General features: G+C 47.7%; 24 protein-coding genes. 7 read left to right on the forward strand and 17 right to left on the reverse strand.

Annotated elements, in window-relative coordinates:
- Positions 1-49 precede the first annotated feature (49 nt).
- The 6 genes from ACFQZT_RS15715 to ACFQZT_RS15740 all read right to left on the reverse strand — a co-directional run bounded on the left by ACFQZT_RS15715 (position 50) and on the right by ACFQZT_RS15740 (position 8,285).
- Positions 50-1,777: an extracellular solute-binding protein gene (locus ACFQZT_RS15715; protein WP_379301448.1), complete on the reverse strand. Its 1,728-nt coding sequence runs from the start codon at positions 1,775-1,777 to the stop codon at positions 50-52.
- Between the two features lie 84 nt (positions 1,778-1,861).
- A complete protein-coding gene (locus tag ACFQZT_RS15720; protein WP_379301746.1) occupies positions 1,862-2,809 on the reverse strand; it encodes an ABC transporter permease in 948 nt (315 codons plus the stop codon).
- A 1,594-nt stretch (positions 2,810-4,403) separates the two neighbouring features.
- The gene (locus tag ACFQZT_RS15725; protein ID WP_379301450.1) at positions 4,404-5,435 is read right to left on the reverse strand and encodes an ABC transporter substrate-binding protein; all 1,032 of its coding nucleotides are present in this window, start codon (positions 5,433-5,435) and stop codon (positions 4,404-4,406) included.
- A gap of 14 nt (positions 5,436-5,449) precedes the next feature.
- Complete coding sequence (locus ACFQZT_RS15730; protein ID WP_379301451.1) at positions 5,450-6,214, reverse strand: ABC transporter permease; 765 nt, start codon at positions 6,212-6,214, stop codon at positions 5,450-5,452.
- Positions 6,147-6,986 (reverse strand): ABC transporter ATP-binding protein, encoded by an 840-nt coding sequence (locus ACFQZT_RS15735; RefSeq protein WP_379301749.1) that lies wholly within the window; start codon positions 6,984-6,986, stop codon positions 6,147-6,149. The genes ACFQZT_RS15730 and ACFQZT_RS15735 overlap by 68 nt, the downstream gene beginning before the upstream one ends.
- 51 nt (positions 6,987-7,037) lie before the next feature.
- Positions 7,038-8,285: a DUF445 domain-containing protein gene (locus ACFQZT_RS15740; RefSeq protein WP_379301453.1), complete on the reverse strand. Its 1,248-nt coding sequence runs from the start codon at positions 8,283-8,285 to the stop codon at positions 7,038-7,040.
- Positions 8,286-8,453: 168 nt separating this feature from the next.
- Here ACFQZT_RS15740 and ACFQZT_RS15745 point away from each other — a divergent pair, with 168 nt between their 5' ends.
- A complete protein-coding gene (locus tag ACFQZT_RS15745; protein WP_379301455.1) occupies positions 8,454-9,281 on the forward strand; it encodes a DUF2935 domain-containing protein in 828 nt (275 codons plus the stop codon).
- Positions 9,282-10,285: 1,004 nt separating this feature from the next.
- Here the strand turns inward: ACFQZT_RS15745 and ACFQZT_RS15750 are convergent.
- From ACFQZT_RS15750 to ACFQZT_RS15760, 3 genes are all read right to left on the reverse strand, one after another.
- Complete coding sequence (locus tag ACFQZT_RS15750) at positions 10,286-11,014, reverse strand: HD domain-containing protein (RefSeq protein WP_379301457.1); 729 nt, start codon at positions 11,012-11,014, stop codon at positions 10,286-10,288.
- On the reverse strand, positions 11,011-11,865 hold the full coding sequence (locus ACFQZT_RS15755; protein WP_379301459.1) for a TrmB family transcriptional regulator: 855 nt from the start codon (positions 11,863-11,865) through the stop codon (positions 11,011-11,013). The genes ACFQZT_RS15750 and ACFQZT_RS15755 overlap by 4 nt, the downstream gene beginning before the upstream one ends.
- 82 nt (positions 11,866-11,947) lie before the next feature.
- A complete protein-coding gene (locus ACFQZT_RS15760; RefSeq protein WP_379301461.1) occupies positions 11,948-12,301 on the reverse strand; it encodes a darcynin family protein in 354 nt (117 codons plus the stop codon).
- 138 nt (positions 12,302-12,439) lie between these two features.
- On the opposite strand from ACFQZT_RS15760, the gene ACFQZT_RS15765 reads away from it, so the two are divergent.
- From ACFQZT_RS15765 to ACFQZT_RS15785, 5 genes are all read left to right on the forward strand, one after another.
- On the forward strand, positions 12,440-12,973 hold the full coding sequence (locus tag ACFQZT_RS15765) for a hypothetical protein (RefSeq protein WP_379301463.1): 534 nt from the start codon (positions 12,440-12,442) through the stop codon (positions 12,971-12,973).
- A 69-nt stretch (positions 12,974-13,042) separates the two neighbouring features.
- Entirely contained in the window at positions 13,043-13,195 is a 153-nt protein-coding gene (locus tag ACFQZT_RS15770; RefSeq protein ID WP_379301465.1) for a hypothetical protein, read from the forward strand.
- A gap of 145 nt (positions 13,196-13,340) precedes the next feature.
- Complete coding sequence (locus tag ACFQZT_RS15775) at positions 13,341-14,291, forward strand: polysaccharide deacetylase family protein (protein ID WP_379301467.1); 951 nt, start codon at positions 13,341-13,343, stop codon at positions 14,289-14,291.
- Positions 14,292-14,572: 281 nt separating this feature from the next.
- Positions 14,573-15,211, forward strand: coding sequence for a glycoside hydrolase family 11 protein (locus ACFQZT_RS15780; protein ID WP_379301469.1), 639 nt, complete (start codon positions 14,573-14,575; stop codon positions 15,209-15,211).
- Between the two features lie 155 nt (positions 15,212-15,366).
- Complete coding sequence (locus ACFQZT_RS15785; RefSeq protein ID WP_379301471.1) at positions 15,367-16,209, forward strand: formylglycine-generating enzyme family protein; 843 nt, start codon at positions 15,367-15,369, stop codon at positions 16,207-16,209.
- A gap of 117 nt (positions 16,210-16,326) precedes the next feature.
- Here the strand turns inward: ACFQZT_RS15785 and ACFQZT_RS15790 are convergent, their stop codons facing one another.
- The 7 genes from ACFQZT_RS15790 to ACFQZT_RS15820 all read right to left on the reverse strand — a co-directional run bounded on the left by ACFQZT_RS15790 (position 16,327) and on the right by ACFQZT_RS15820 (position 24,419).
- A complete protein-coding gene (locus tag ACFQZT_RS15790) occupies positions 16,327-17,325 on the reverse strand; it encodes a glycoside hydrolase family 43 protein (RefSeq protein ID WP_379301473.1) in 999 nt (332 codons plus the stop codon).
- A 99-nt stretch (positions 17,326-17,424) separates the two neighbouring features.
- On the reverse strand, positions 17,425-18,246 hold the full coding sequence (locus tag ACFQZT_RS15795; protein ID WP_379301751.1) for a carbohydrate ABC transporter permease: 822 nt from the start codon (positions 18,244-18,246) through the stop codon (positions 17,425-17,427).
- 75 nt (positions 18,247-18,321) lie between these two features.
- On the reverse strand, positions 18,322-19,203 hold the full coding sequence (locus ACFQZT_RS15800; RefSeq protein WP_379301475.1) for a carbohydrate ABC transporter permease: 882 nt from the start codon (positions 19,201-19,203) through the stop codon (positions 18,322-18,324).
- Positions 19,204-19,296: 93 nt separating this feature from the next.
- Positions 19,297-20,661 carry an extracellular solute-binding protein gene (locus ACFQZT_RS15805; RefSeq protein WP_379301477.1) on the reverse strand — a complete coding sequence of 455 codons (1,365 nt, stop codon included), beginning with the start codon at positions 20,659-20,661 and terminating at the stop codon, positions 19,297-19,299.
- A 126-nt stretch (positions 20,662-20,787) separates the two neighbouring features.
- Entirely contained in the window at positions 20,788-21,567 is a 780-nt protein-coding gene (locus tag ACFQZT_RS15810) for a response regulator (RefSeq protein WP_379301479.1), read from the reverse strand.
- On the reverse strand, positions 21,533-23,326 hold the full coding sequence (locus tag ACFQZT_RS15815; protein ID WP_379301481.1) for a sensor histidine kinase: 1,794 nt from the start codon (positions 23,324-23,326) through the stop codon (positions 21,533-21,535). The genes ACFQZT_RS15810 and ACFQZT_RS15815 overlap by 35 nt, the downstream gene beginning before the upstream one ends.
- A 406-nt stretch (positions 23,327-23,732) precedes the next feature.
- Complete coding sequence (locus ACFQZT_RS15820; RefSeq protein ID WP_379301483.1) at positions 23,733-24,419, reverse strand: MgtC/SapB family protein; 687 nt, start codon at positions 24,417-24,419, stop codon at positions 23,733-23,735.
- A 231-nt stretch (positions 24,420-24,650) separates the two neighbouring features.
- Between ACFQZT_RS15820 and ACFQZT_RS15825 the strand changes: the two genes are divergently transcribed.
- Positions 24,651-25,550 (forward strand): LysR family transcriptional regulator, encoded by a 900-nt coding sequence (locus ACFQZT_RS15825; protein ID WP_379301485.1) that lies wholly within the window; start codon positions 24,651-24,653, stop codon positions 25,548-25,550.
- Here the strand turns inward: ACFQZT_RS15825 and ACFQZT_RS15830 are convergent.
- Positions 25,547-26,152, reverse strand: coding sequence for a MarR family winged helix-turn-helix transcriptional regulator (locus ACFQZT_RS15830; protein WP_379301487.1), 606 nt, complete (start codon positions 26,150-26,152; stop codon positions 25,547-25,549). The genes ACFQZT_RS15825 and ACFQZT_RS15830 overlap by 4 nt on opposite strands.
- Positions 26,153-26,309 lie beyond the last annotated feature (157 nt).

Here is a 26,309-nt window from a genome sequence, read left to right on the forward strand (position 1 = left end):
AGCCCGCCACCCTGCGGGTGCGCCGACTCCCCAGCTCAACAAAATTCGATTATTTGAGAATGACCTTCGTTTTCGGATCGCTGTCTTTCTTCTGCAGCAGCTCTTCGAATTGATCCAAACCGGCTGCTTGCAATTGTTTTTTTGCAGCATCCAGAATTTTTTGCGCTTCATCCGTGCTCTTGGCATAGAACGCGCGAATGACGTTTTCATTATAGTTGGTTAACGCTGTTTTCAATTCATTACCTTGGGCGAACTCGTTTATGAAGGAGAGCGGACGGTAGCCGTCGTTCATGATGGCGTTTTTCTTTTTCTCGTCATAGCCCCAATATTCGGCAATTTTCAATGGTGCCGCATTCGCTTCCGGCGCGACGGCATCGCCATACTGCATTTCACCGAAATCGCCTAGTCTGTTGATATCCGTACTGCCGAGATAGCCTCCCCAGCTATTTCCCACGCCGTCAAAGCCCAACTCTTTAGCCGCTTTCGGATCTTTGTTCCGAAGCTCAATCACTTCTTTTTTAACCAAAGGGTTGCCTTTGGCATCAAGCGTATAATCTCTTCCTTCCAGACCATACTGCCATAGCAGCTTCCCTTCACGACTGGCCAAGAAATCGGCAAATTTGACGATATCCTGCGGATTCTTCGTTGTTTTCGGAATGGACCAAGCCATGTACCCGCTCTTATAGTCAACCGCCATCTGGTAGCTGCCATCTACGGAGTTAATAGGACCAAGCGGAAGATAGGTCAGATCTTTATCGAAATCCAGATAATTGTGCATATCGCCGATAATGCCGAATGAGCCGTTAATCGCTCCTTCCGTCGCTTTGTTTTCCGGCATGGCGTAATAATCGGGTGCCATCAATTTTTCCTTCAAAAGCTTTTGAACCAGCTCGATACGCTTCATCGGATATTCCGTTTGGCTTTCATGAACGATTTTGCCGTCCTTGTTCTTTTCAAAACCTTGGTCAATCGCTCCCCAAGTCAGATCACTGAACAGAGGCCCGTTCTCATGATTGCTATTTCCCCAATAACGCGGTCCAATCGGGATAATTTCTTTTCCGTTTTTATCTTTGAAATTGCCCGCTTTGATCTTTTGCGCAAGCTCATACACTTGCTCCGTTGTATGTATCGTTCTAGGATCGACCTTCAGCGCATCAGCGATATCTTTACGAATGTACGGCCCTCCGACATATTTCCGCTCTTCGTAGCCGCCCTCTCTTTGAACGTTCATATGGACAAAATAACTGGACCCGTTAAATTCCGGACGGAACATAACACCGTACTTCGTATCCAGCGGCAAATACTTCTCCTCCAGATATTTGCTGTATACCTTGGTGCCTTTCAGAAGAGGAGTCAGATCCGTGAACATATCTTCTTTCGCTGCTTTCATAATAACCGGCATTTCCTTACGTCCGCTGTTGTTCAGATAGTAAACGATAAAGTCCGGCAAATCATTTGAAGCAAGCCCTGCAATCAGACCGTCAATCGCATGCTCCGAGTTTACGCCTTCCATTTGCAAAGTAATCCCCGTCATTTCTTTCAGCTTTTTGGCAATCTCCGGGTTGATGTCTTTAGTTACATCGTCGCTGTCAATAAACAGCAGCCCCTTGATGGTTCTGTCAGCAATCCAGGTTGCGGGCTTGCTGCTGTCGGTCGTAACGGCTGAAGGCGTAGGACTGTTCCCTTCCCCCGCAGTAGGACTGGAACTTTCGCAACCGGCAAGCAGCAAGCTTGCTGCCAGAGGCACGGAAAACCATTTGACCCATCTTTTGCTCATACCTGACTCCTCTTCTCCATTAATTTTTATGAAAAACACCTGGAGGTGTCCTTCAACATTGAAAAGCGGAACATCCTGGTATCGCTACCATATTGATTCGTCAAAAAACTTTCTTGATGCCCGATTGGCAGCAACGACTAGAATTAATCCTATGATGCCCTGCATCAAGCCTACAGCAGTCGCATAGCCGTATTGTCCGTTTTGAAGTCCGACGCGAATGATATAGGTATCAAGAATATCGGCCAGTTCCATATTTCCGGGCGTTCTCATCAGATAAATTTGATCAAATCCGGCCTGAAGGATACTGCCCAGCGACAATATAAAGAGAATGGAAATCGTTAACCTGATACCTGGCAAGGTCACATGCCAGATTTCATGCCATTTGTTCGCGCCGTCGATTCTGGCGGCTTCGTGCAGCTCCGGATTGATCCCGGCCATTGCAGCCAAATAAATGATCGAATCCCATCCTATGCTTTGCCAGATATGGCTTCCAAACATGAGCGGATAGAAGTATTTGCTCTCCATCATGAAGAAGGTGCTTCCGTCCCCCCCGAAAAATTGGATCGCTTCGTTGAGCAGCCCCGTATCAGGAGCAAGTACCCGCTGCATGAGACCGACGACGATGACCCAAGAAAGAAAATGCGGGAGATACGAAATGCTTTGTGTGATACCCCTGAATCTGCGATTTTTGACCTCGTTGAACATCAGCGCAAGCAGAATCGGAAAGGGCAGGCCTAGAAATACCTTGATACTGCTGATAATCAGTGTGTTTTTAATCAACATCCCGCTCTGATAATCGTTAAAAAAAGCCTTGAAATACGTAAATCCCACCCACGGACTGCCCAGGATCCCTTTGTTAAACTGATAATTCTTGAAGGCCAGCATCAGTCCGCCCATCGGGATGTACGAAAAAATAACGAAGAATACGATACAAGGAAGGAGCATGAGATACAAATACTTGTGCTGCAGTATCCTTTTCCCCAAAAGAGCGTTGCTCTTTTTCGCCGCAGTACCCACTCTGGTTTGCGACAAATTCGTTTCCATGAGATAACCACCTTCCTATGGGTTGCTGCTAATCCATATGGTAGCGATTCCAAAATGCGAATGACAGAAAACATTTCTTTTTTGGCATGGCACCCGCATAAAGTAAGCGTTTTCTGGTATCGATACCATATACAACTATTCCCAGTATAAGACCATCATTTTGTTTTGACAACACAATTTTAATTTAACATTCTAAATTATCTGTAAATTAGGTGGACGTTCCTATACTAGACAACTTTTTATTCGCATAAATCTGTCTTACATCATTTCCGAATAGGGACGAAATCAGCTTTCTGGAGATTGAATGTATTAATGATTTAGTCATAACTTGTGGCGAGTTCGTAACAGAGGACATGGACGGGTTTCGCAAAACCGAACATGGACGAGTTAGCAAGAGAGAACCTAAGCGATTTTCGTAATAACGAACATGAGGCGCTAATAGTGTACCAGTTTGACGCAAATTTAGTGAAAATTGGTCAAAATCGAGCTCGATAGAACAAAAGTCTATAATTAAAGAACATTATTCGTTATACATGGAATCTTGTTCTCTATGCTATCTTTGGCGGGTTGAATCTCACATTTTTAGAGTCATTTGAGTGTCTTATTAGAGAACCATGGGCCTTAGAATAGTCTGGGAGAGTGAGTGAGTGAGTGAGTGAGTGAGTGAGTGAGTGAGTGAGTGAGTGAGTGAGTGAGTGAGTGAGTGAGTGAGTGAGTGAGTGAGTGAGTGAGTGAGTGAGTGAGTGAGTGAGTGAGTGAGTGAGTGAGTGAGTGAGTGAGTGAGTGAGTGAGTGAGTGAGTGAGTGAGTGAGTGAGTGAGTGAGTGAGTGAGTGAGTGAGTGAGTGAGTGAGTGAGTGAGTGAGTGAGTGAGTGAGTGAGTGAGTGAGTGAGTGAGTGAGTGAGTGAGTGAGTGAGTGAGTGAGTGAGTGAGTGAGTGAGTGAGTGAGTGAGTGAGTGAGTGAGTGAGTGAGTGAGTGAGTGAGTGAGTGAGTGAGTGAGTGAGTGAGTGAGTGAGTGAGTGAGTGAGTGAGTGAGTGAGTGAGTGAGTGAGTGAGTGAGTGAGTGAGTGAGTGAGTGAGTGAGTGAGTGAGTGAGTGAGTGAGTGAGTGAGTGAGTGAGTGAGTGAGTGAGTGAGTGAGTGAGTGAGTGAGTGAGTGAGTGAGTGAGTGAGTGAGTGAGTGAGTGAGTGAGTGAGTGAGTGAGTGAGTGAGTGAGTGAGTGAGTGAGTGAGTGAGTGAGTGAGTGAGTGAGTGAGTGAGTGAGTGAGTGAGTGAGTGAGTGAGTGAGTGAGTGAGTGAGTGAGTGAGTGAGTGAGTGAGTGAGTGAGTGAGTGAGTGAGTGTTCGTTGAGACTGATGCAACCAAGTAACAACTCTTGCAGATGTAAGAGGAGTGTTAAGCTACCTTAGGCGGGGATTCCTTCCTTTTGGCGTCTCTGCGGGCTTCATTAACGAACGATTGTTCTCGATGCAAAAGCATCGCACGGTTAAAGAAAAGAGCCTGTCACCACTCCTTCATCGGGTTGTACCAGCGAAGCTGGCACGCACTATCCCTTCATCGGTTGGAAACAGGCTGCTTGTGCTTACTTCCCATTCTCGACCTCATGCAGCATCGAAAGATCGACGAATTTGCTGAGATCGAGCTCCTCTTTCCTAATGCCCTTCACATATCGGGCATCAATCGACACCTTAGCCATCTCCTCCATGACCTTCACATCTACGTCCGTGGTCAGTTTGAGCCGCGAAAGCGAGGCTTTGATCAACGCTTTGTCCATGCCTTTACCGCTGTATTTTTTCAGCTCGTTATTGATGAGATCGTACGCTTGATCGGGGCTGTTCTGAATGAAGGCGATACCCTGAATGTTGGCCTGAATCGCACCTTTCACCATATCCCTATGCCGCTGGATAAACTTGTCGCTAGCTACCATGATGACCGTCGGATAATCGCCATGATTAGGCGGTATTTCCTGCCAATCGGCCACGACCTTGCCAAGTCCTGCCTTCTCAATCTGCGTTCCCCACGGCTCCGGCACGAGCGTCGCGTCGATTTCTTGCTGCCGGAACGAGATCAGCGTATCCGACGGAGAGCGTACGATAAGATGTGCACTGTCCGCTCCTCTTCCCAGACTTACGCCCTCTTGCTGCAGCAGCATGCGCAGCGAGATTTCGTTCGTATTCCCTTTAGACGGAATCGCAATTGTTTTATCCACTAAATCTTTAATAGTGTTAATGCCTGCCCCATTGCGGGCTACCAGCACAGCGCCGCCGTTGTTCGACCCGGAGATGACCCGGAAATTCTGGCTTTTGAGATAAAAAGTCGTCGCCGGCCCCGGCCCAACGAAGCCGATATCGATATCTCCGGTCGCCATGGCGATGGACAGATCGGAACCGTTATCGAAAGCGGTGACTTCGATGTCCACATCCTCGCCCCATACCTGGCGGAAATAGCCTTTTTCCAGTGCGATGTAGGCTGCCGCGTGCGTGACATTTTTGAATATGCCCAGCCGAACTTTCTTCGCTTTGCCGCTAGGTGTGACCTCATCTCCGCAAGCCGTCAGCAATGTGGAAGCCAGTAGAAACAGCGTTAGGACCCACGCCCATTTTCTCATTGTCATCGTCTGCACTCCCATTATGACTTCGAGCCTGCGAGGCCGTAGCGCTCCAGCACTTTATCTTCCAGCTTCTTAAAGCAGAAATGGTCGGAGACCGTGCCCAGCACCGCAATAATGATGACAATGCATAGCATGAGCGATGTATCTCCAAGGTTGCGCCCATCCTGCAGCAGCTGCCCGAGACCGGCGCCCTTGGCGATCAGCTCGCCGGCTACAAGCGCGCGCCATGCGAATGCCCAGGCGGTGCGTACGCCATTGATCAAATGAGGGAACGCCGCTGGAATCATCACCTGCACGAACATCTTGAGGCCATTGCCGGTGCCCATCGTCTGCGCGGCGCGCAGGTAGATCGGCGGGATGTTCTTAATGCCGGTGCGGCTCGACAAGGCCATCGTCCATGTAGCGCCCAAAGTCGTGATAAAAATTACCGAAGTTTCGTTAAGACCGAACCAAATAATAGCAAATGGAAGCCATGCAATGCTGGGAATCGTCTGAAGCGCGACCACAACGAAGCCGATGGTGTCATCCAGCAGCCGATAGCGTGCAAACAAGAATCCAAGCGTTGTCCCAATCAGTAATGAAATGATAAATGAGACCAATAGTCTGGCCATACTCGCAATTGTCGCTACAATCAGTTCCCCGTGGACGATACCATCATAAAACGCTTGCAGCGTCTGCGTAACCGAAGGAAACTTCCAGCCCCAACCGAAAATTCTAAATCCCGCCTCCCAAGCTATCAGAAGCAGTACCAGAAAAATCGTTCTTCTTAATGCTGTACTCATCGCCGGTTTCCTCCCTTACCACTTTCTCCAGCTCATCCGCTAATGCGTCCATGATCGAGTTCTCCACATGATGCAGCACCGAATCCGCGCTGTCCCGCGGCCTCGCAGCTTTCACGACAAACTCTTTCTTAATCTTGCCCGGTCGCGTGGACATCACGACCACCCGATCGGAGAGAATGACCGCTTCGCGGATGTTATGGGTGATGAAGAGGATCGTTTTGCGCGTGCGCATCCAGATTTCTTCCAGTTCCTTGTGTAAAATGAGTCGTGTCTGCTCATCCAAAGCCGCGAACGGCTCATCCATGAGCAGAATCTCCGGATCCATGGCCAAAGCGCGGGCGATCGCCGCCCGCTGCCGCATTCCGCCGGAAAGCTCGTGTGGATAGCGGTCCGCAAAACGGCTCAGGTGCACGGCCTTAATCTGCTCCATCGCGAGCTCGTGGCGCTCTTTCTTGCCGATGCCCTTCTGCTTGAGGCCGAAAGCGACATTGTCCAGCACCGTCAACCACGGGAACAGGCCGTGCTCTTGAAAGACGACGACACGGTCAGCACCGGGACCGGTCACCTTTTTCCCATTGACCTGAATCGTCCCCTCACTAATCGTCTCGAAGCCGGCGACCAGATTCAAAACGGTTGATTTCCCGCATCCGGATGGCCCGAGCAAGGAAACGAACTCTCCTTTTTGAATCGTGAGCGAAACATCGTCAAGTGCTTTATAGCTGCCGCCGATCCGCTGTATGAAGGTCTTGCTGACATCCTTAATTTCAATCAAAATGCGTACCTCCAATCGTCTTAATCCCCCAAAAAAATAATACAAATAAAATTAAAACATGAGTTTCAACCCGGTCAGAGCAAGGCCGATAATAAAGCCGCAAATTGCGCCGTTGACGCGAATCCATTGCAGGTCTTTACCGACCTTGTCCTCCATCATTTCAATTAGCGTTTCGTTATCCAGCTTATCCAGGTTTTCTTTGACGAGCTGCCCGATTTTGCTGTGATTTTGCTCCAGATAGGTGACGATCTGCTGTTGAATCCAGCTCTCGCCGCGATCCATTCGCTCAGGGTCTTCTTTCACAGAAGCAAGCAGCTTCCGTAACAGAGGGACCACGAATTGCGGCGCAAATTCCGGTTGCTCCACGAAAGCCTCCGCTTTGCCTTTCAACCGCTCCAGCACGGCCGCAAGCTTCTCTTCGAGCGAGAAAAGCTCAGGAAGCTTTTCCTTTAAACGCTCCAGTTCCGCCAAAAGCTGAGGATGCTTATCCAACTTGTCCAGCTCGTTGCGAATAAAACTAAGGACAGCTTCTCTGCGTGGGTGCTGCTTGGCTCTCATTTGCTCGATGTAGGTGAGCAGGAAATTTTGGATGATGCTGCCGAGCTTCTCCTCGCTGACCATACCGATGAACGCATTGACGGCAAAGGCCATGAAGCCGTTCGATTGCAGGCCCTCGAAAGCTTTGATCGCCATGCCCCCGAGCTGGTCGCGCGTCTCGAATTTGACCGCCCACGCCTCCGCTTTATCCAGCACATAATCGAGCGTCTTGCCTTCGTAACCAGCTTCCGTAATACCATTCACGATCGTTCGAACGAGCCCGTTTGAATCGATGTCCTGAAGCGCTTTATGAATTTCTTCCGCCAGCAGCGGCGTTAATTTTTCAAGATCAACGGCATGCAGCGCCTGCTTGGCGATAGCGGCCAATCCCTTATGAAGCGCTTCATTGTCCAAATGGCTCTCGGCGAGCTCCAATCCCCGTTCCAGAAAACGAATTTGCTGCAAACGCGCGCGTATCGTTTCTTTGGACAACAGCTCATTCTCGACCGTGGAGACGAGTGCCTTTGTAATTTTATCACGATTCTTCGGCAGCAGCGCCGTATGCGGAATCGGAATGCCCAGCGGGTGGCGGAACAAAGCGCTAACCGCAAACCAATCGGCCAAGCCACCGACGACGCCCGCTTCGAAGCCGCCTTGCAGGAAGGAGCCCCACACCGCTGAAGACACCGGAAGCGTGGCGATAAATCCAGCCCCCATAACGCCAAGCGATACTGTTGCGATATATTTAGCTTCTTTTTTCATATCCGTAACATCTCTTTCTTCGATTGTAGTGTTGGTTCATTTTCATTTTATTTTAACACAAAATTCGACTTTGCTTGTTCTTGTTGTTTTTTGGGGCGAATACAATTCGGTGTGGAGCATTTCAACCCGTGATTTATCGGGATTTTTCGATAGGGAGGGACAATTCCCATGAGCTTGAATGGGACGATGACGCCTTGGCAGGAGCACTTGTTTTGGGTGGAAATTTTGCAGGACCATGCGATCTTCGTGGATGAGGCGCTGGCTCCGGAAGAAGTTCAATGGATAGCTACAGCAAGGCGGTATATCGGGGCTTTTACCGAGCTGCGCGATCGCGTGCTCAAGACCGATCCTTCCTTGCCGGTTTCGTCTGATATAATGGTTCAGCTGTCTAAAGATATTTATCCGGTGGCGCTCGGGTATTATCAATTTGAAGGCTACTTACAGCATCTTCGCCTGCAAAATAAAATCGTTATCTCTCTAACGCCGGTTTATTTTAATGGAACGCTGCTCGAAAACGGGGAGTATTTACGGATCCTCTCCTACTGGACGAACGGTGCGCCTTATGAACCTCTGCCGCTCGTGAGTTTAATGGATATGTGGCTGGAAGATCAGTTAGGCCATGCGGTGCTGCTCGGCAATCATCTCGATCCTACCGAGATTGAGCTTGGCAAGAGCACCCAACAATTCGCCCAGCAATTTGAAGCCCATATTGTCAAAAACACGGCGATACGCGGCTTTCTCCGCTTTACGGCGCCGAACTTCCCCGTCCAGCAAAAATTCGCTCGACAAGTCGCAGTGACCGTCGTAGCCTTCTACCGCCTTGTGGAAGAAGTGATTCGCGAGTACCAGCATACCGAGCTGTTAAGCCGCCTGACCCTGCGTTTCCTGGAGCATCATCTTCCTGAAACTTGCTATTTCTTGCACAAGCTTGCCGACTTCAATGTAGAAATCCTCGGCTTGCCGAATTGCCCGTTGACGAAGCCTTCGTTTGAGTAGGGAGGGGCTGATAGCGAGGCGCGGGGGTGAGCGGGCGGGAGCGGGTTAAGCGCGAAATTCAGCGTTGAATTCACGCTAACGAAGGCGAATCCGCATGGAGAGGGAATAGGGCGCTGGGTTCCAACCGTTTCCGATCCGGAATCACAATGATGCCCCAGCCCTTGCACTTACAGATTGAAAAGCTAAATAGGGGGGCTACTTTTAGCATCCTTTGACGCTAAATGATGGCAAAAGGCATAAATCGACGAAGTAAAATAATTCGAGTGCCAAAATCGCAAATATTTGCATCCGTCATTCCGAAGGATACCCAAACTTAAATAGACAACCTTCTTGACGCTATCGCAACAGAGAACATGAGGCGCTATTAGTGTACTAGTTTGACGCAAAATGAATGAAAAATGGTCAAAAACGAGTTCGATAGAACAAAAGTCTATAATTAAAGAACTTTATTCGTTAAACATGGAATCTTGTTCTCTGTGCTATCTTTGGCGGTTGAATCACAACTATTTAGAGACTATAGAGTGTCTTATTAGAGACCAACGATGCCTTAGAGTAGAGAGGGAGAGTTAGTGGGCCTGAGACGAAAGAAAAGAAACCAAGTAAGAACTTAAGCAGATGTACGAGGGCGTTATGCAGACACATCAAGTCATAATAACTGGAAATAAACTCCAATTTCTGATGAGGGTACCTTGGTAACTGTCTATCTTCTCAAACACGCAAATGTGCTTCCCCCAACATATAAATTCTGGCAGTGAGATAAACCTCTATCGATGTCTTTCGAAGATGAGCAACCGCTCTTCCACCCCACAAAGTGAAGTCATGCTTCGAGGCAACTTCCGAATACTTTGTGGGGACCCCAATGAGACGGTAGGTTTATTCGCCAATCAGACATTCATGCCGCGTTGTTTTACGCGCTTTAGCGCTGTAAAGAACTTAAACATTCTGAGGTGGTAAAAAAGAGCCGTTGCCGGCTCATTCATACAGATGCATAGTTTTGCTGCTCGCTATCTTTCGCCATCCCACTCCGCATAGAACTGCTCCAGATACTGCTCCATGAAACGGTGCCGCTCCTCCGCGAGCTTGCGGGCGAAGTCGGTGTTCATCAGCTCCTTCAACTTCAGGAGCTTCTCATAAAAATGATTAATCGCCGTATCGTTCCCGCTGCGATACTCAGCTTCCGTCATGTGCTCGCGCACCATGACGGAGGGATCGTGAATCGGGCGCCCCTTCCAGCCCGAATAAGCGAACACGCGCGCGATGCCCACCGCGCCGATCGCATCCAGCCGGTCGGCATCCTGCACGACCTGGCCCTCGAGCGTGCGCATGGGCGGCCGCGCGCCGCCCTTGAACGACATCGTGCTGATGATCTCCAGCACGTGGTCGATCTGCGCCGCCGGCGTACCGCTGCCGGCCAGCCACGCCGCCAGCTCCCGCTGCGCAGCAGCCGGATCGGCGTTCAGCTTCTCGTCGGCGACGTCATGCAGCAGCGCCGCGAGCTCGCAGACGAAGCGATTGGCGCCCTCTACGGCGGCGATCCGCTTCGTTGTTTGCACAACGCGATAAATATGCCACCAATCGTGGCCGCTGCTATCGCGCTCCAGCTTTTCCTTCACGAGCGCTTCCGCCGCGAGTAAAATACGCTCTTGCTCCTGCTCTCGCTCTCGCTCTTGCCCTTGCCCTTGCTCTTGCTCCCGCCCTTGCTCAGTCCCCTGCTCCTGCCTACGCTGCATCATTTCTTTTTTCTCCTCTTCCCTTCCGCTGTCTTCCCCTCGGCTGTCTTCCCTTCAGCCTGATTGGCCTCAGCTGGCTTAACCTCCGTGTACTTCTGAATGATTTTCTTAAAGCTCTTGCCGTACTTATCCTCCAGCTTGGCGCCCATATCTCGCTGCAGCTCATACATCACGACATCATGAAAAAAATTATTCAAAAGCAGCTCCACCATCGCCGGATGCTCCGTCAGCATCGCTTTGGTCGGCTCCCCGCCGCCTCGTGTGCCGATGATCGCCAGCTTGCGGTCGAGGAGCAGCGTGAACTTGCGTCCATTCCGCGCCTGCCAAACTTCCTCGCGGCCATGCGGAAACTGATGCACACCGTTCGGCAGCTCCACTTCACCGACGGTTGAAGCCAAGATCCGCACGCCTTGCTTTTGCGAGTGCGCCAGCTCGTCCTTCAGCAGCTCTGCTTCTTCCGACCACAGATCACAGAGCGCTTCTTCCCTCGCCTTCTTCAGCTCGGTGCGGATGCGCTCGATGACCTTGGCGTCGCCCTCTAGGCTGAAGTACTCGGTCCGATCCGCATCCTGCTTCGGCATATGCGACTTCACAAAACGGAGCGAAGCCTGCAGCTCCGCCTCAATCTTATCGCCGATCTCGTCGATCGGCACGCTCTGGTAGAGCGTCGGCTCACCGTGGCTGGTGAGCAGGGCGCCCTTCTCCGCAAGCTTCTGCAGCGCGGAGTATACGTTCGAGCGCGAAACGCCAAGCCGCTTGGCGATTTCGTAGCCAGTCTGCGTGCCGCAATCCGCGAGCACGTGCAGGCACTTGGCTTCAAGCTCCGTGAAGCCGAGATTTTTTAAATGTTGCAAGACTTCTTCCATGCAAGCGCCCCTCTTTCCTTAAGCCGGTTAATCATTTACATGGTTATCATTGTAACATGATTTCCCGCATTTAGGTCGTATAGGCTTCTGCTTCCATTCCCAGCACTTCAGTTTCATAAGCTTGGTACGCATTCTGGATCCCATATATGACATCCTTGATGCGGTAATAACCGCCGCTGAATCCTTGAGAATCCTTAAGCGCCTCCCACATGTAGTGATACTGGGCCGTATTCTGCGTTTCGCAGATAACAAAGTCCGAGCATTTCCCGCTAAAGGCATCCGCGTCGAAATACCGCACCCTCACTTCTGCCGCATGTCGCCCAATGATCTCATACAGCTCTGACGCATACTCCCTGCGCATTTCTCTGGACAGCGCCAGCCATGTAGGATCAACCTCCAGCAAGACAACGAAACAATGATTCATCAGTAAGTCTCCCTCTTAGTTATTAGTAGTATTATTAAGGACTACTATAATACAGCTTTTTATTTTTAACAAGCCTATTTTGGAAATCAATAATTTGGAAATACTAGCTGGAAACCGCTGATTGGAGTGTTAAAAACGATGATGGTTACAATCATACTGTGGACCTCCTTAATTCTCCCCTGGATCTCTCTGTTTGCGATGAAAAAATCCATGGTCAAACGCTATATGCCTGTTTCTATTTTAGCTGCGCTTATCGTCACGATTTTTTTCGAAATTGCTTATGTCTATAACTGGTGGACCATCAAAATTAAAATCGTTCCTTGGGGAAACATTACGAATGTTTCATTTGTTTACGGCTTATTCCTCGTCGGCACGTTGTGGATTTTCCGTTTCACCTACGGCAAGTTATGGCTCTATTTCATTGCAAATGTAATCATTGATAGTGTATATATCTACGTATTTAACGATCCCCTGGAAAGAACGGGTTTATTTACGCTTGTTAACGTCACGAAATGGCAGCTCGTGTTACTGATGAGCGGTGTTTCCCTCTTGCTTTACGCCTACCAACGCTGGCAAGAAACCATTTTCCAGCCTTCAAGGGACGATGGCGGTTACTTTTTCGATAAGGAAATCGAGTTTAAAAAATTCTCCCGCGATAAAAGCAAAACCTAAACCCTTTCCCATTTTGGATAATTGTCTTAAACTTGGAAAACCTACTTTCCATGAAAGGAGGTTCCTACATTGGTCGAATATACGAATCTTCGAGATAACTCTGAAGAAATAATGAAATGTATCGTTAACTGCGACAAAGAACAAACCCAGGACAATGCAAAAGCAGATAAAAACCTCTTTAACAGCATTCCGAACGAAGAAGAATACATCGATGAACCTTAACTTGCTGACCGCCCGAGATGGCGGTTTTATTTATTTTATCAACCTATTGAAAGTTCCGTAGATTGATGCGGCTCGGGACATATTTTCATAGGAAAACGAATAAATTGGCAGTGTGTATTCTTTACGATTCTACTGGAGGACCTCTATGAAAAGATGGATAACCGCTGCTGCCGTGATATGGATACCTATCCTCGGAGTTTCACTACTCCTCTATAGCAATCATCCTAAACCTTTAACACCGACAATTAACACAGAAAGTCCTTCACCGATGCCGACGCCTATAACATCGATCGTTGCTGCGGATTCGCAAGACAGCGAGCCGTTACCAGTAACATTCTTGACTCCTTCTACGCCTTTGCCAACTCTAGCAGAAGCTCCAATCACGCCTACAGTTACACCCGCAGCCCCTGCTAAAGAACCCGAACAACCGACTGAATCGGAGGAAATTTCCATTCCTGTGCTCAATTATCACAGCATTGGCGATGAACCCGGTAATACGCTTGTACTCCACCCTGACAAGCTTGCCCGGCAAATGGCGTATTTAAAAGAAAACGGCTACACGCCGCTTACGCTGTCCGATTTTATACTTATTCTTGAAAAGGAACTGAAGCCTCCAGCCAAGCCGGTACTGCTTACGTTCGACGATGGGTATACGGATAACTATGAGCTCGCTTTGCCAGTACTGAAGCCGTACGGATTTCCTGCGACACTCTTTATATCGCCGGGAGCGATTGGGCAGCCCGACTATTTGAACTGGGAACAAGTCAAGGACATGCATAAAGCTGGATGGACCATTCAGCCCCATGGGATGACGCACCCTTATCTTTCGAAACTTACCGCAGAGAAACAGAAAGAAGAGATCATGGAAGCGCGGAGACAAATCGAGAAACAGCTCGGAACGAAGGCAGATGTATTTTGTTATCCATACGGAGATTTCAATTCGAAAACGCTCGCAATTTTAAAAGAGGTCGGTTTCCGGTACGCCTTTACTATTGAACAAGGCCGGACGACTTCTTCGCAGAAACCTTTGCAGTTGAAACGCATTTACGTGAACGGAGAAGATAGTTTGGCAGCGTGGAGTAAGAAGCTCAAGTGAATGCCTTGTGGGCATAACGTGTGGTCACATTGGAAATTTATTTAAAAATAGGGGGTAAATTCTTTAATTTGTTACGTGTTTATGTATGCGCTTACTTTTATAATTTGCTTAGGGAGGAGGTAATATTCAGAAGTTCACGAGATATGACACAGTATAAGTTATGTACTGCAAAGAGAAACAACCGACAAAAATGAAAGGGAGTGAATTTTAAAAGGTAATATGCAAGTGGTTTGTAGGTAAGTATCGACAAATAAAAATATAAATATTTTAGGAGGTAACATATGTTTAAGTTTAATAAGAAAATCTTGACGTTAGTTATCGCAGCTTCAATGAGTTGTACCAGCTTGCTTGCAGCAACCGCAAATGCAGCGACAGACTACTGGCAAAATTGGACCGATGGTGGCGGGACAGTAAATGCTACCAATGGATCTGGTGGCAATTATAGTGTTACATGGACAAATAGCGGTAACTTTGTTGTTGGTAAAGGCTGGACGACGGGATCAGCATCCAGGACAGTAAACTACAATGCCGGCGTCTGGTCGCCATCCGGCAATGGGTATTTATCTCTGTATGGATGGACGAGAAACTCGCTCATTGAATATTACGTCGTCGATAGCTGGGGCACTTATAGACCTACTGGAACGTATAAAGGCACAGTGAACAGTGATGGCGGCACATATGACATATATACGGCTACGCGAACCAACGCACCTTCCATTGACGGCACTCAAACCTTCACCCAGTTCTGGAGTGTCCGACAGTCTAAGAGAGCGACCGGGAGCAACTCCGCTATCACTTTTAGCAACCACGTTAACGCATGGAAGAATTACGGAATGAATCTGGGGAGTAGTTGGGCTTACCAGATATTAGCGACAGAGGGATATCAAAGTAGCGGGAGCTCTAACGTAACGGTGTGGTAACAGGTCTCCTGCAAGCAGGGCAACTGACGGGCTCCTGATCTTTTCCAGAATATGGCGAATGCCTTTTAATCATTGATATTGCTAAGGGCGGCCGGTCTCGCAGCCGGCGGCCTTATATTTCATTAACTTTCCTATCCGTTTAAAGGAGATTATCAATGAGAAAGCTATTAATTTTCTTATTTTTAATGGCAATAACGGTCGTTGTTAGCGCTTGTGCGCAAGAAAAGCCTGCAAAGAATGATAACTTTGTATTCGTCAAAGGCGGGGCTTTTGTGAACACAAAGTCCAACTACTATGGAAAAAGCGTAACCATATCGAACTTTTATTTCGGCAAATTTGAGGTAACTCAAAAAGAGTGGATTGAGGTAATGGGAAGCAATCCTTCAACATTCCAAGGCGATAATTTGCCGGTAGAAACGGTAAGCTGGTATGACGTTGTTGAGTACTGTAATAAAAGGAGCCAAAAAGAGGGCTTAAAACCGTATTACAATATAGATAAGAATACAAAAGATCCGAATAATAAGAGTGATAACGATGATATAAAATGGACAGTAACGATCGATTCAGGAGCTAATGGCTACCGATTGCCGACAGAAGCAGAGTGGGAATATGCTGCAGGTGGAGGTCAGATGAGCAAGAGTTACACATACAGCGGAAGCAATAATGTAGATGAAGTAGCATGGTATTGGAAAAACGCTGGAGATAAATACTTATCAGGAGAATGGAACTGGCCTATCATAAAAAACAACAATAATAAAACAAAACCTATCGGTCTCAAGAAACCCAACGAGTTAGAAATTTACGATATGTCAGGTAATGTAAGGGAATGGTGCTGGAACTGGTACGGAGACTTGGATAGTAATAGCGGTTCTTTCCGGGTTGTGAAGGGCGGCGGTTGGATCGGCGACGTCAGCAACACCGAGTTATCTTTTCGGGGCAAGTTCGAGGCGAATGGCAAGGGCCCCGATCAAGGTTTTCGTGTGAGTCGCGGCGAGTAAACGGACAAAAAGGATGAAGGAGCTTGCGCAGCACTTCATCCTTTTTATTTTTTTCACGCAGAACCGCATCATCAGACACGAACGGCGTATTGATCGCCCTAAAAGGAACGTTCTCCTTCAATCTCCTTCCACATAGCTCTTGTAGGGGGAAATGGGTCGAATCGTACCGTCCTCGTTATATTCAAGCTCGGTGAATTTAACACAACGTTTGTTGTCTGCGCCTCCTGACAAAGAACTGTCATGATAGAATAAATACCATTTGTCTTTAAATTGCACGATCGAATGATGTGTTGTCCATCCGACGACCGGCGTAAGGATTGTTCCTTTGAATACAAACGGTCCCTTGGGATTCTCGCTCATCGCATAAACGATTTTATGGGTCGTACCCGTCGAATAGGACAAGTAATACTTCCCTTTGTATTTATGAACCCATGGTCCTTCAAAATATCTTCGTTCCTCATCTCCAGCAACAAGAGGGTTTCCCTGCTCATCGAGAATCAAAATTTCTTCAGGGAAATCTTGAAATGTAAGCATACCTTCGTTTAATTCTGAGACTCTTGGTCCTAAAGCCGGCTCTTCTGGGGCAGGCCCCTGACCATCAGTAACATACTCGCCCGTTTTCCATTTCTCCAATTGTCCACCCCAGAGACCACCGAAATACATATACGCCCGATTGTCGTCGTCCATGAAGACTGCCGGATCGATGCTAAAGCTCCCTGGAATATAGCCTGGTTCGGGGATAAATGGGCCGGAGGGAGAAGAACTCGTCGCCACTCCGATTCGAAAGATATCATCGTGGTCTCTGGCAGGGAAATACAAATAATACTTTTCGTCTTTATACGCTGCGTCCGGAGCCCACATTTGTTTGGAAGCCCATGGAACATCTTTGACATGAAGCGCTTCTCCGTGATCGGTACAAGAAGATTCCGTATCTTCCATAGACAGGACATGATAATCTTCCATATCGTACTGATCGCCATTATCATTAGAAGTATTGTTGCGGTCAAGGTCATGAGAAGGATAAATATAGATTTTTCCATCAAAAATATGTGCAGAAGGGTCTGCCGTATAGATATGCGTGACCAGCGGCTCGTTGCGTTTAACAGTTTTTGACATTGAAATTGGTTCCTTTCCAACGTGTCTATTCAACCTATGACCCCATTCTCTGTTATTTCGTTCATAAACAGAAGTACATATTGATGCTGCTTTTGCTTGTTAGCCTTTGACAGATCCTGCAGCAATACCTTCTACGATGCGGTTGCTAAGCAGTACGAAGGCAAGCAGAATAGGCAAAATGCTGATCATCAGCGTCGCGCCGATTGCGCCCCAATCCGTCGTATACTGGCCGATAAAGTTTTGGATACCGACCGTCAGCGTTTTGTATTTATCCGAACTAATAAACGTATTGACGAAAATAAACTCGTTCCAATTGTAGATCATATTGATGATGACAGCAGTCGATATGACCGATGCGGTCATTGGCAGCGTAATGCTGAAAAATAGACGATTCACGGAGCATCCGTCCATGATCGCCGCTTCTTCCACTTCCCGCGGCAGCGTGTAATAAAAACCGAGCATGATCATGATCGTTATTGGCAAGTTAAACGCGATATAAGATAAAATCAGAGACAGTGGATGATTCGTCAGATGGGTTTTCGTAAATAAGCTGAACAGCGGAATGAGCGTCGAATGTACCGGAATCATGAGTCCCACCATGAATAGCCCAAGCACGAACGACTGCAGCTTCCACTTCATTCGCGTCACAGCGAAAGTTACGAAGCTAGCGAACAATACGGTCACAGCAACCGAAGTGACCGTCATCCAAATACTATTAAAAAAGTAGGCGCTAATATGGCCCTGCGTCCATACTTTCTCGTAGTTCTCCCAGCGGAACCGTTCGGGAAGCGCAAAAGGAGCCAGATTAAATATTTCTTCGTTATTTTTCAAAGAGAACAACAGCAGCCACAGGAGCGGAAATATTTGAAATATAGCAACAACCGTCAACAGAATATACAATACGCCGTATCCGATTTGCATGGGAAGCTTGCTTTGAACCGCTTTAGTCCGCGTTTGACGTTTTATCGTTTCGATATTCATCGGAATCTCCTTTCGTTACGAATATTGGATACTGTCTTTGGTAGCCGTCGCTTTGCGGATCAGCCATGTCATGAATAGGCAAATGATAAGCAGGAAGAAGCCGATTGCGCTGGCATAGCCAAAATCGTATTCTTTGAACGCTTTGATATACATATAGGAAGCCATCACTTCACTGGAACCGTTGGGACCTCCGCCCGTCATAACGTAAATCAAGTCAAAATATTTGAGCGAACCTACAACGGCGAGAACGATCGTCACTTTCATGACCTCGGCAATAAGCGGAACCCGAATCGATATCGCAATGCGCCATGGACTAGCGCCATCAATGCGGGCTGCTTCAACCAGTGAAGAAGGAACGTTTTTCAAAGCGGCATAATAAATCAAAATATAGAATCCTGCGTACTGCCATAAAATCGGGATGAAAATCGCATATAAAACAATGGAAGGATTTGAAAGCCATTCAGGTGTATTCTCAATCCCCAGCGACATCAGCATATGATTCAATATGCCGTTTGTCGGGTGAAATATTTTCAACCATAGTTGGGCAATGGCAACAGAAGACAGCAGCATCGGAATTAAGTATACTTTGCGAAACGTGTTTGCGCCGCGAATTTGCGCGGAAAGGACGAGCGCGACGAGAAGATAAACGATTAGACTGAGCGTCGAGAAAACTGCAAGCAGAAATGAATGCTTCGCACTGTTCCAGAACATTTCGTCATGCAGCAGCTCCGTATAATTTTGCAAACCGATAAAACTCATCTTGCCTACGCCGTTCCATTTCATTAATCCGTAATAGCCCGTCAACACGATCGGCATATAAATTAGGGCCATAATCAGAAGCAATGAGGGAATGACGTACAATGCAATAATGGATTTGTTGGACATGACTTTATCCACACCAGACACTCCCCTTCCTTACTAAATAGAGGGAAAGGTCATATCACAGTAGGGAGATATGACCTTTCCGGTTAATCTTTAAAATTACCTCTTTTACTTGGCCTCTTTCGCCAAAGCTTCCTCATGCTTCTTAGCGAAATCTTCCGGCGTCACGGCTTTGCCGTACAACGCTTGAATCATGTTCAAGTGCACTTCAGCGGAAGCAGGCTTCATTTGTACGTCAGCAAAAAGTGTGATGTTGCTTGCTTTATTTAATTCATTAAGAAGGTCGATATACATTTGCGGCAGTTTCACTTTGGAAGTGTCTACTTTCGTCGCTGGGATGACGCCTGCTTCGGAAATCGCGTGCTCACCCCATTTTTGAACGAAGAAACTTACAAATTTTTTGGACTCTTCTTTAACTTTAGAGTTGTTCGCTACGAACAAGCCTACGCCTGGTCCGCCAACCCAGCTGTCCATGTTGCCTTTTCCGCCACCGACAGTCGGGAATTTAAAGAAACCGATTTGGTCTTTGAACTGTTGTGGTACATCTTTATTCGTTGTGTAGTTCGGAAGCTCCCATGTGCCCATCATGTACATAGCGGCTTTGCTGTTCATGAACTCTGCTTTGCCTTCGTCGTTGGAAAGTCCGTTGAATCCTTTATTGAATGCGTTCATGTCAACCAATTGCTGGATTTCAGAAGCAGCGCGAATCAGGCTTGGATCGTTGAAAGTACCTGTGCGGTTAATCGCATTTTTCAATGTTTCCGCTCCAGCAATACGGTCTGCGAGGTACATGTACCACAGCGAACCTGTCCAGCGATCTTTGTTTCCGAGCGCGATTGGTTCTACGCCATTAGAGCTAAGCGTTTTCACGATATTTTTAAGATCGTCATATGTTTTTGGCGGTGTCAGATTATATTTGGCAAAGATGGCTTTATTGTAATAAACCGGTACGATGTTGAGCTCTACAGGAAGACCGTAAGTTTTGCCGCCGAATGCATAAGCGTCCGTGGTTCCGTTCACGAACTTGTCTTTCAGATCCCCTTTCAGCAAATCGTCAAGCGGAGCAAACATATCGCCTTTTACATAAGGGTCCATGTAACCCGCCGCCCAAGTGATGCCCACGTCAGGAAGATCGTTGGAAGTCGAAAGCACTTTCATTTTGTTTTTGTATTGCTCATTTTCAAGCACTTCTTGTTCGATCGTTACATTCGGATTTGCTGCTTGGTACTCATTGATGATATCGTTTACAATTTTGTTCTGTGTTGCCGAACTTCCAGTTGGCCATAGGTGCATCATTTTGATCGTAACTTTTTTAGCCGGTTGAGCGGAGCTCGTGCTGCTTGCTGTATTGTCTTTCGAAGCATCCTTTGCCGGCGCGCTTCCACCGCTGTTGCCCGAGCTGGAGCAACCTGAAAGGACTAAACTAAGGCCAAGCATTGACGTCAATGTCCATGTAAGCGTTTTTCTTACCATCTGCAAATCCCCCTCATTTCATTTGTGTGCTACGTAAATAATTGTAGCGTTTTCATTTCGATTGCAGGAGGTAACGACCATCGGGAAATATTCCACAATTTTTAGATTTTTGCTCCTAATTCGGCCTCAATCGACCTGCTTGCGATATTGATTCGGACTGATTCCTTCGTAATCTTTAAATATTTTGATAAAATATTTCGGCGTTTGATACCCGACCTGCTCGGAAATGTCGGCGATCGTAAGCCGCGTTTGCAGAAGCAGCTCTTTGGCCTTCTGAACTCGGCTCCGCGTGACAAATTCGCTGAACGTAAAGCCCGTCTGCTCTTTAAACAGCGCGCTGAAATAGCTCGGATTCAGATGAATTTGGTTTGCGATTTCGCGCATGCCCAGCGGCTCTGTCAAATGCTCTTCGACGTAAGTCAAGGCCTGTTGAACGGGCGGGCTATAATGGTTCGCCTCAATTTTGGCCTGCATCAGCCTGGAATCAACGATTTTCTCCATCGCTTCCACGCGGCCTCGCTCTTCTTCGATCCGCAGCGCCTGTTCAACCGCATCCAGCAGCTTGCTCCTTTGAACCGGTTTAAGCAAATAGTTGACGACACCCAACTGGATGGCGGATTGGGCATATTGAAAGTCCGGATGCCCGGAAATAATAATGACAACGGGCTTATGAAGGATGCCTTGCGTTGCCTCAACGACCTGCAGACCGCTCAACTCCGGCATTCGGATATCCGTGATGAGCAGATGAACAAGGCGGGTTTTCAGCAGTTCCAACGCCTCCGAACCGTTGCTGCTGCTTAATATTTGATGGCGTCCTGCCGACCAGGACTCCAATGATTTGCAAATGCCTTCTCTTGTCAACGGTTCGTCGTCAACGACTAGAATAGTCTTCCCCGATTGAATCATGGTGAACCTCCCTATGAATCGGAATGTCAAACCGAACGCTTGTCCCTTGTCCGGGCGTGCTGTCGATCGACAAACCGCGATTGTCTCCGGTTAGCGACGGGTAATAGAGCTTAATGCGGCGCATGACATTGGAAAGGCCCATGCCCTTCCCTTTGCCGGATGAAGCGCCTTCGCTATTCACGGCTCCCATAACGTCGCTCCGCGTACGTTCATTCATACCCGGACCATCGTCACTGACCGTAATCCGCAAATCGGATGTATCCGTTGGTGACGGCTCCACGGCAATGGTAATCAGCCCGGGTCCTGTTTTCCCTTCCATGCCGTGAAGAATCGCATTCTCCACCAATGGCTGGATTAGCAGCTTCGGAATCGGAACGTTGCTATACGTGTTCGAGGCATGAATTTGCCAGTCCAGACGGGAGCCGAACCTTACGCTCATAATGCCCAAATACCGTTTAATATGGTCCAGTTCATCGCCCAATGTCACCCATTCGTCCTTATTCGGGCCGCTAATAACATAACGAAACAAATCGGACATGGAGATCACAAGATCGGCCAGTTCTTCCTCACCCTTTTTCTCTAATGACCAATAAAGCGCCTCCAAGGTATTATATAAAAAATGCGGATTGATTTGGGCTTGCAACGCCAGCAATTCCGTCCGGCTCTGAAGTATTTCTTTCTCATACACCAGTTTAATAAGCCGATTAATATTATCCACCATTTGGTTGTAGGTCATATTGAGGTCGTTCAGCTCTGTCGTATACGTTTTCGATAGATTAGGCGTCAATACGCCTTGCCTGGTATTTCTCATCGCCCGCATAAGTCGCAAAATCGGCCGCGTGATCATCATTGAAAGCAGGAATGACAAAATAATAAAGAGGACAGAGCCTATCGCGCCGGAAACAAAAATCGCCACACGCAAAATAGATATTCCATCTGCAATATCGCTGACCGGATACAGAATCATTAGTGTCCAGCCTGTCTTCTCGGAAAGCTTTTTCACTAAAATATATCGCTGCCCCCCGAGCGTAACCTTCTCGGAATCCTCATGCATCAGCTCGGTTACATCCGCGAGAGCTTGACCATCGCCAACAATAGGTCTCGACGCGCTATCGGCCAGCAGCATCAATTCCCGATGGCCTGACTGAGGCATCTCAGGCTGAAATTCAAAATAGCTGCGCTTTATGGTCACAAGCAAATAACCGCCATTAGAGAACCAGCGATCAATTAAATTAATACGACGAATGGCCAGGACTGAACCAGGGGCTCTAGGATCGTTGCCAATCCAAAGCAGCTTTCCTTTTTCCTTGTCCGCCTGTTCAATCCAATTGCTCGTCACTCGGTTACTCAAATTTTGTTCATCCAGCGGATACATTCGCTTAAAATCTGAGGAATACAGTTCGACACTGCTTACGCCGTTGCTATACGCTTGAATATGATTATCGATTTGCATCAAAGCCTGCCGTTGGCTGAAACTTACGGCCTCGCCATTAGCAAGCGAGAAAAAGAGCTGTTGTAGGTACGTATCGTTAATAGCCTGCAAAGTCAAAGTATCAATCTGATTTATAAGCGCTTCCAACCTGCCGTCAGCTAGACTGGCGGTTTGCAGCATCTGCGTCTCAGCCTTCGTATTCAGAAGCGTGGAAACCGAATTGAACGTAAGAATGCCTGCGCAGATAAGAACGACAATCATGACCGACACGAATCCGGCCAACATCTGATTGCGCAAGGTGTTCCAGTTAGCGACCTTCTGCCACACGTGTTGTCATCCCTTTCATAGCTTCATTCGATAAATTGCTTTATTTTCGAGTCCCCTGATCTTCGGCGTCCATGGCCGGTTGTGTTCTTCCCACACTCGTTAGAAACATTATACTCGATAATACCCGGGTGGGAATGGCAAAAAAGAAAAGAACCCTTGCGGAGTTCTTCTCGACGGTGAAATCGTTTTGGTATTTGTGAATGACCTTATCCTCGCTCCCATATAGGTTCAATTAACCACTAACCTGGATGTTATTTCGTTGAATATCTAACGGAACCTGTATCATGAAACTATACTGCTGTTAAACTCGTGCATACGGAGTTAAATAGTCCGAGGGTTTTCGGCGCCAAAAGCTGCAGGGCGGGGAGCGTTTCACTAGTATCACACCCAGCAGCCCCATCGAAAGTTAGAGCGTCTCAACCTCAACGATTTCAATATATTCCATACTTTTCAGCTCATCATATACTTCCGAAGCATACTTGCGATCGATGAATACGATGAAATTCAGCTCCTGATGTTCAGGATTCAATTCCTTAATGTGAACGCTTTGCATTCTATAACCTTTGGCGATGATTGCTTTAATAATTGCGGTTAAATTCGCATCATGCGACACGATGAGTCTGACGCGCAGGTCTTTCATGATTAAAGGTTTAGGGCCGACTTTTTTAATGAAATAGGGCAGTCCGACCACGCTGATCATGATGAGTACAAGTCCGAAGAACGCCTCCACGTAAAACCCGGCTCCAACCGCAATACCAAGCCCCGCCGCTCCCCAGATCATCGCAGCCGTCGTCAGTCCGATAATGACATCATTATGCTTCCTGAGAATAACGCCTGCTCCCAGAAAGCCGATTCCGCTGACGACCTGCGCAGCAAGGCGCATCGGGTCCATCACATGCAAGCCTGCAACCGCATACTTATTCGCGGACTCTATAGAAACAATCGTCAGTAAGCAACTGCTTAAGCAAATAACGAGTGAAGTTTTCAGCCCCAGCGGCTTATTTCTCACTTCCCGTTCCAAACCGATAATTAAACCAAATACAGCCGAGATCCCTAATTTGAGTAATAAATGAACGTCTACGCTAAGCATCATAAGTGCTCTCCCCCTACGTAAGAAACTAGAAGCAAATATTCACACAGAAAAAGCGGGATTTGTAAATAACTTTTACAATATCTTAACATTTACATTTTGTAAATAACTGCATTTGCCATTTGCTAATTTATATGCAGGGTTTGTCAAGAAAACACAAAAACTCTTGATCCAAAGGAGCAAGAGTCATGATACAATTTCCAATAATCGTATGTTTAAAGAAAGAAGGCTGTCATGGAGATTAGGCAAATGGAGTGTTTTATCGCTGTATGTGAGGAACTGCACTTTACAAGGGCCGCAGAGAAGCTCGGTATTGCCCAGCCTTCCTTAAGCCAGCAGATTCGGAATCTGGAAGACGAATTCGGTACGCCATTAATTGACCGGATCGGTAAAAAAAACGTTATAACCGAAGCCGGGACCATTCTGCTCCAGCATTGCTATAATGTCTTTCATGAGCTTGCGCAAGCGAAAATGGCCATTCGCGATTTACAAGGCCTTCAAAGAGGGAGTTTGAAAGCCGGCGCTCTGCTTTCGGCGATTCATTCCGTACTACCGTCCAGCGTAGCTGCTTTCCGCCTAGCCTATCCGAACATCCGCCTGTCGCTTCAAACAATGCGCAATCAGGAGATCTACGAGCAGCTACTGCATAATGAGCTGGATCTGGGCATTGCTTATTTGATGGAGACACACGAAAGTTTGGAAAGCGTACGGCTCTATACGGAAACACTCAGCCTCGCCGCACCTGCCGATCATCCGGTTGTCCAAGTGAACGAGGTGACGCTTGCAATTCTACAAGAAACGCCGAGCATTCTGCTTCCGGATTCTTATTATGTGCGCCAACGAATTAACGAGGCTTGCCGCACGTTTGACTTCGTCCCCGCGCCCGTGCTTGAAATGTCCTCGGTCGATTCGATTCTGGCGATGGTACTTCAAGGGATAGGGGTTACTGTGCTGCCCAGCTCGTACCTCGCTCACCGAAACTCCCCCGCTATTCGTGTCATACCGATATCAGTTCCTGCTGTGCTCTCCGAAGTCGGCATCTTATACCGGAAAAATAAATTTCTTTGCACCGCCAGTCGGGCATTCATCGATCAGTTAATGACATCAACCCGTTCCAAGCAACCTTACTGTTAGACGGATGGCGTGTGCTCTGGGCACTCCTTAAGCGTTGCCTCACGAGACAAAAATTTTTGGATCATGGCGCAATAATGCTGGAGCTCCCCTGTCCCCTCATCCGGGCGAAAATGTATGCAGCCCATGCATGGCTCGGCAACAATTAAAACCTGTTGCTTTTGAAGAGCCTCAAGCACCGCCCCGAGCCCAAGCTCGAAGCTGTCCATCAGCTCCTCCGGGATGTTCTGTACGGCCTCTTCAAGCGCTGTTCCCCACTCGTCGAGTTGCTCTACAGCCGCCGCTCCCTCAGACGTAAGCTGCAGCAGCGTGACTCTCCGGTCATCCGGGCTGGATTGTTTAACGGCGAGTCCTTTGTCTATCAGTCCGTTGATCAATTTAACTGCTGTCACATGCGTCGCCCCTATGGCAGCAGCAAGGTTTCCGATGGTCGCAACATCACTTCGGGTATGATACATATACAGCAGTGCCTGTACCTGAACCGGGGATAGGCCTAATGCGTCGCTATCCTTTTGGGTGATTTTTTTCACAGCCTGCGTCATTCGAAATAACGCCATTCCGACACGGGCCGTGTGATTCGTCTTCCGATCCTGAGGGTTAAACATCACGTGCACGTTCCCTTTCGTGAAAAGAGATTGATTTACGTCCCATTTTACACGCACGCTTCTGGTTTCTCAAGACTAAGAACGAGCTCTGCATAGTGAATCAAGCACGCGATTATAGTCTCGCAGGAAACAAAAAAACGAGGCACGCGCGCCCCGT

Source organism: Paenibacillus sp. GCM10027628, from assembly GCF_042676385.1.
Taxonomy (GTDB): domain Bacteria; phylum Bacillota; class Bacilli; order Paenibacillales; family NBRC-103111; genus Paenibacillus_E.

Excerpts from the sequence above, each read along its gene's own strand:
- ACFQZT_RS15715 (WP_379301448.1), bottom strand. The coding sequence starts at position 1,777 with ATGAGCAAAAGATGGGTCAAATGGTTTTCCGTGCCTCTGGCAGCAAGC.
- ACFQZT_RS15725 (WP_379301450.1), bottom strand. The coding sequence starts at position 5,435 with ATGACAATGAGAAAATGGGCGTGGGTCCTAACGCTGTTTCTACTGGCT.
- ACFQZT_RS15730 (WP_379301451.1), bottom strand. The coding sequence starts at position 6,214 with ATGAGTACAGCATTAAGAAGAACGATTTTTCTGGTACTGCTTCTGATA.
- ACFQZT_RS15740 (WP_379301453.1), bottom strand. The coding sequence starts at position 8,285 with ATGAAAAAAGAAGCTAAATATATCGCAACAGTATCGCTTGGCGTTATG.
- ACFQZT_RS15745 (WP_379301455.1), top strand. The coding sequence starts at position 8,454 with ATGAGCTTGAATGGGACGATGACGCCTTGGCAGGAGCACTTGTTTTGG.
- ACFQZT_RS15750 (WP_379301457.1), bottom strand. The coding sequence starts at position 11,014 with ATGATGCAGCGTAGGCAGGAGCAGGGGACTGAGCAAGGGCGGGAGCAA.
- ACFQZT_RS15760 (WP_379301461.1), bottom strand. The coding sequence starts at position 12,301 with ATGAATCATTGTTTCGTTGTCTTGCTGGAGGTTGATCCTACATGGCTG.
- ACFQZT_RS15765 (WP_379301463.1), top strand. The coding sequence starts at position 12,440 with ATGATGGTTACAATCATACTGTGGACCTCCTTAATTCTCCCCTGGATC.
- ACFQZT_RS15775 (WP_379301467.1), top strand. The coding sequence starts at position 13,341 with ATGAAAAGATGGATAACCGCTGCTGCCGTGATATGGATACCTATCCTC.
- ACFQZT_RS15780 (WP_379301469.1), top strand. The coding sequence starts at position 14,573 with ATGTTTAAGTTTAATAAGAAAATCTTGACGTTAGTTATCGCAGCTTCA.
- ACFQZT_RS15785 (WP_379301471.1), top strand. The coding sequence starts at position 15,367 with ATGAGAAAGCTATTAATTTTCTTATTTTTAATGGCAATAACGGTCGTT.
- ACFQZT_RS15790 (WP_379301473.1), bottom strand. The coding sequence starts at position 17,325 with ATGTCAAAAACTGTTAAACGCAACGAGCCGCTGGTCACGCATATCTAT.
- ACFQZT_RS15795 (WP_379301751.1), bottom strand. The coding sequence starts at position 18,246 with ATGCAAATCGGATACGGCGTATTGTATATTCTGTTGACGGTTGTTGCT.
- ACFQZT_RS15805 (WP_379301477.1), bottom strand. The coding sequence starts at position 20,661 with ATGGTAAGAAAAACGCTTACATGGACATTGACGTCAATGCTTGGCCTT.
- ACFQZT_RS15810 (WP_379301479.1), bottom strand. The coding sequence starts at position 21,567 with ATGATTCAATCGGGGAAGACTATTCTAGTCGTTGACGACGAACCGTTG.
- ACFQZT_RS15820 (WP_379301483.1), bottom strand. The coding sequence starts at position 24,419 with ATGATGCTTAGCGTAGACGTTCATTTATTACTCAAATTAGGGATCTCG.
- ACFQZT_RS15825 (WP_379301485.1), top strand. The coding sequence starts at position 24,651 with ATGGAGATTAGGCAAATGGAGTGTTTTATCGCTGTATGTGAGGAACTG.
- ACFQZT_RS15830 (WP_379301487.1), bottom strand. The coding sequence starts at position 26,152 with ATGTTTAACCCTCAGGATCGGAAGACGAATCACACGGCCCGTGTCGGA.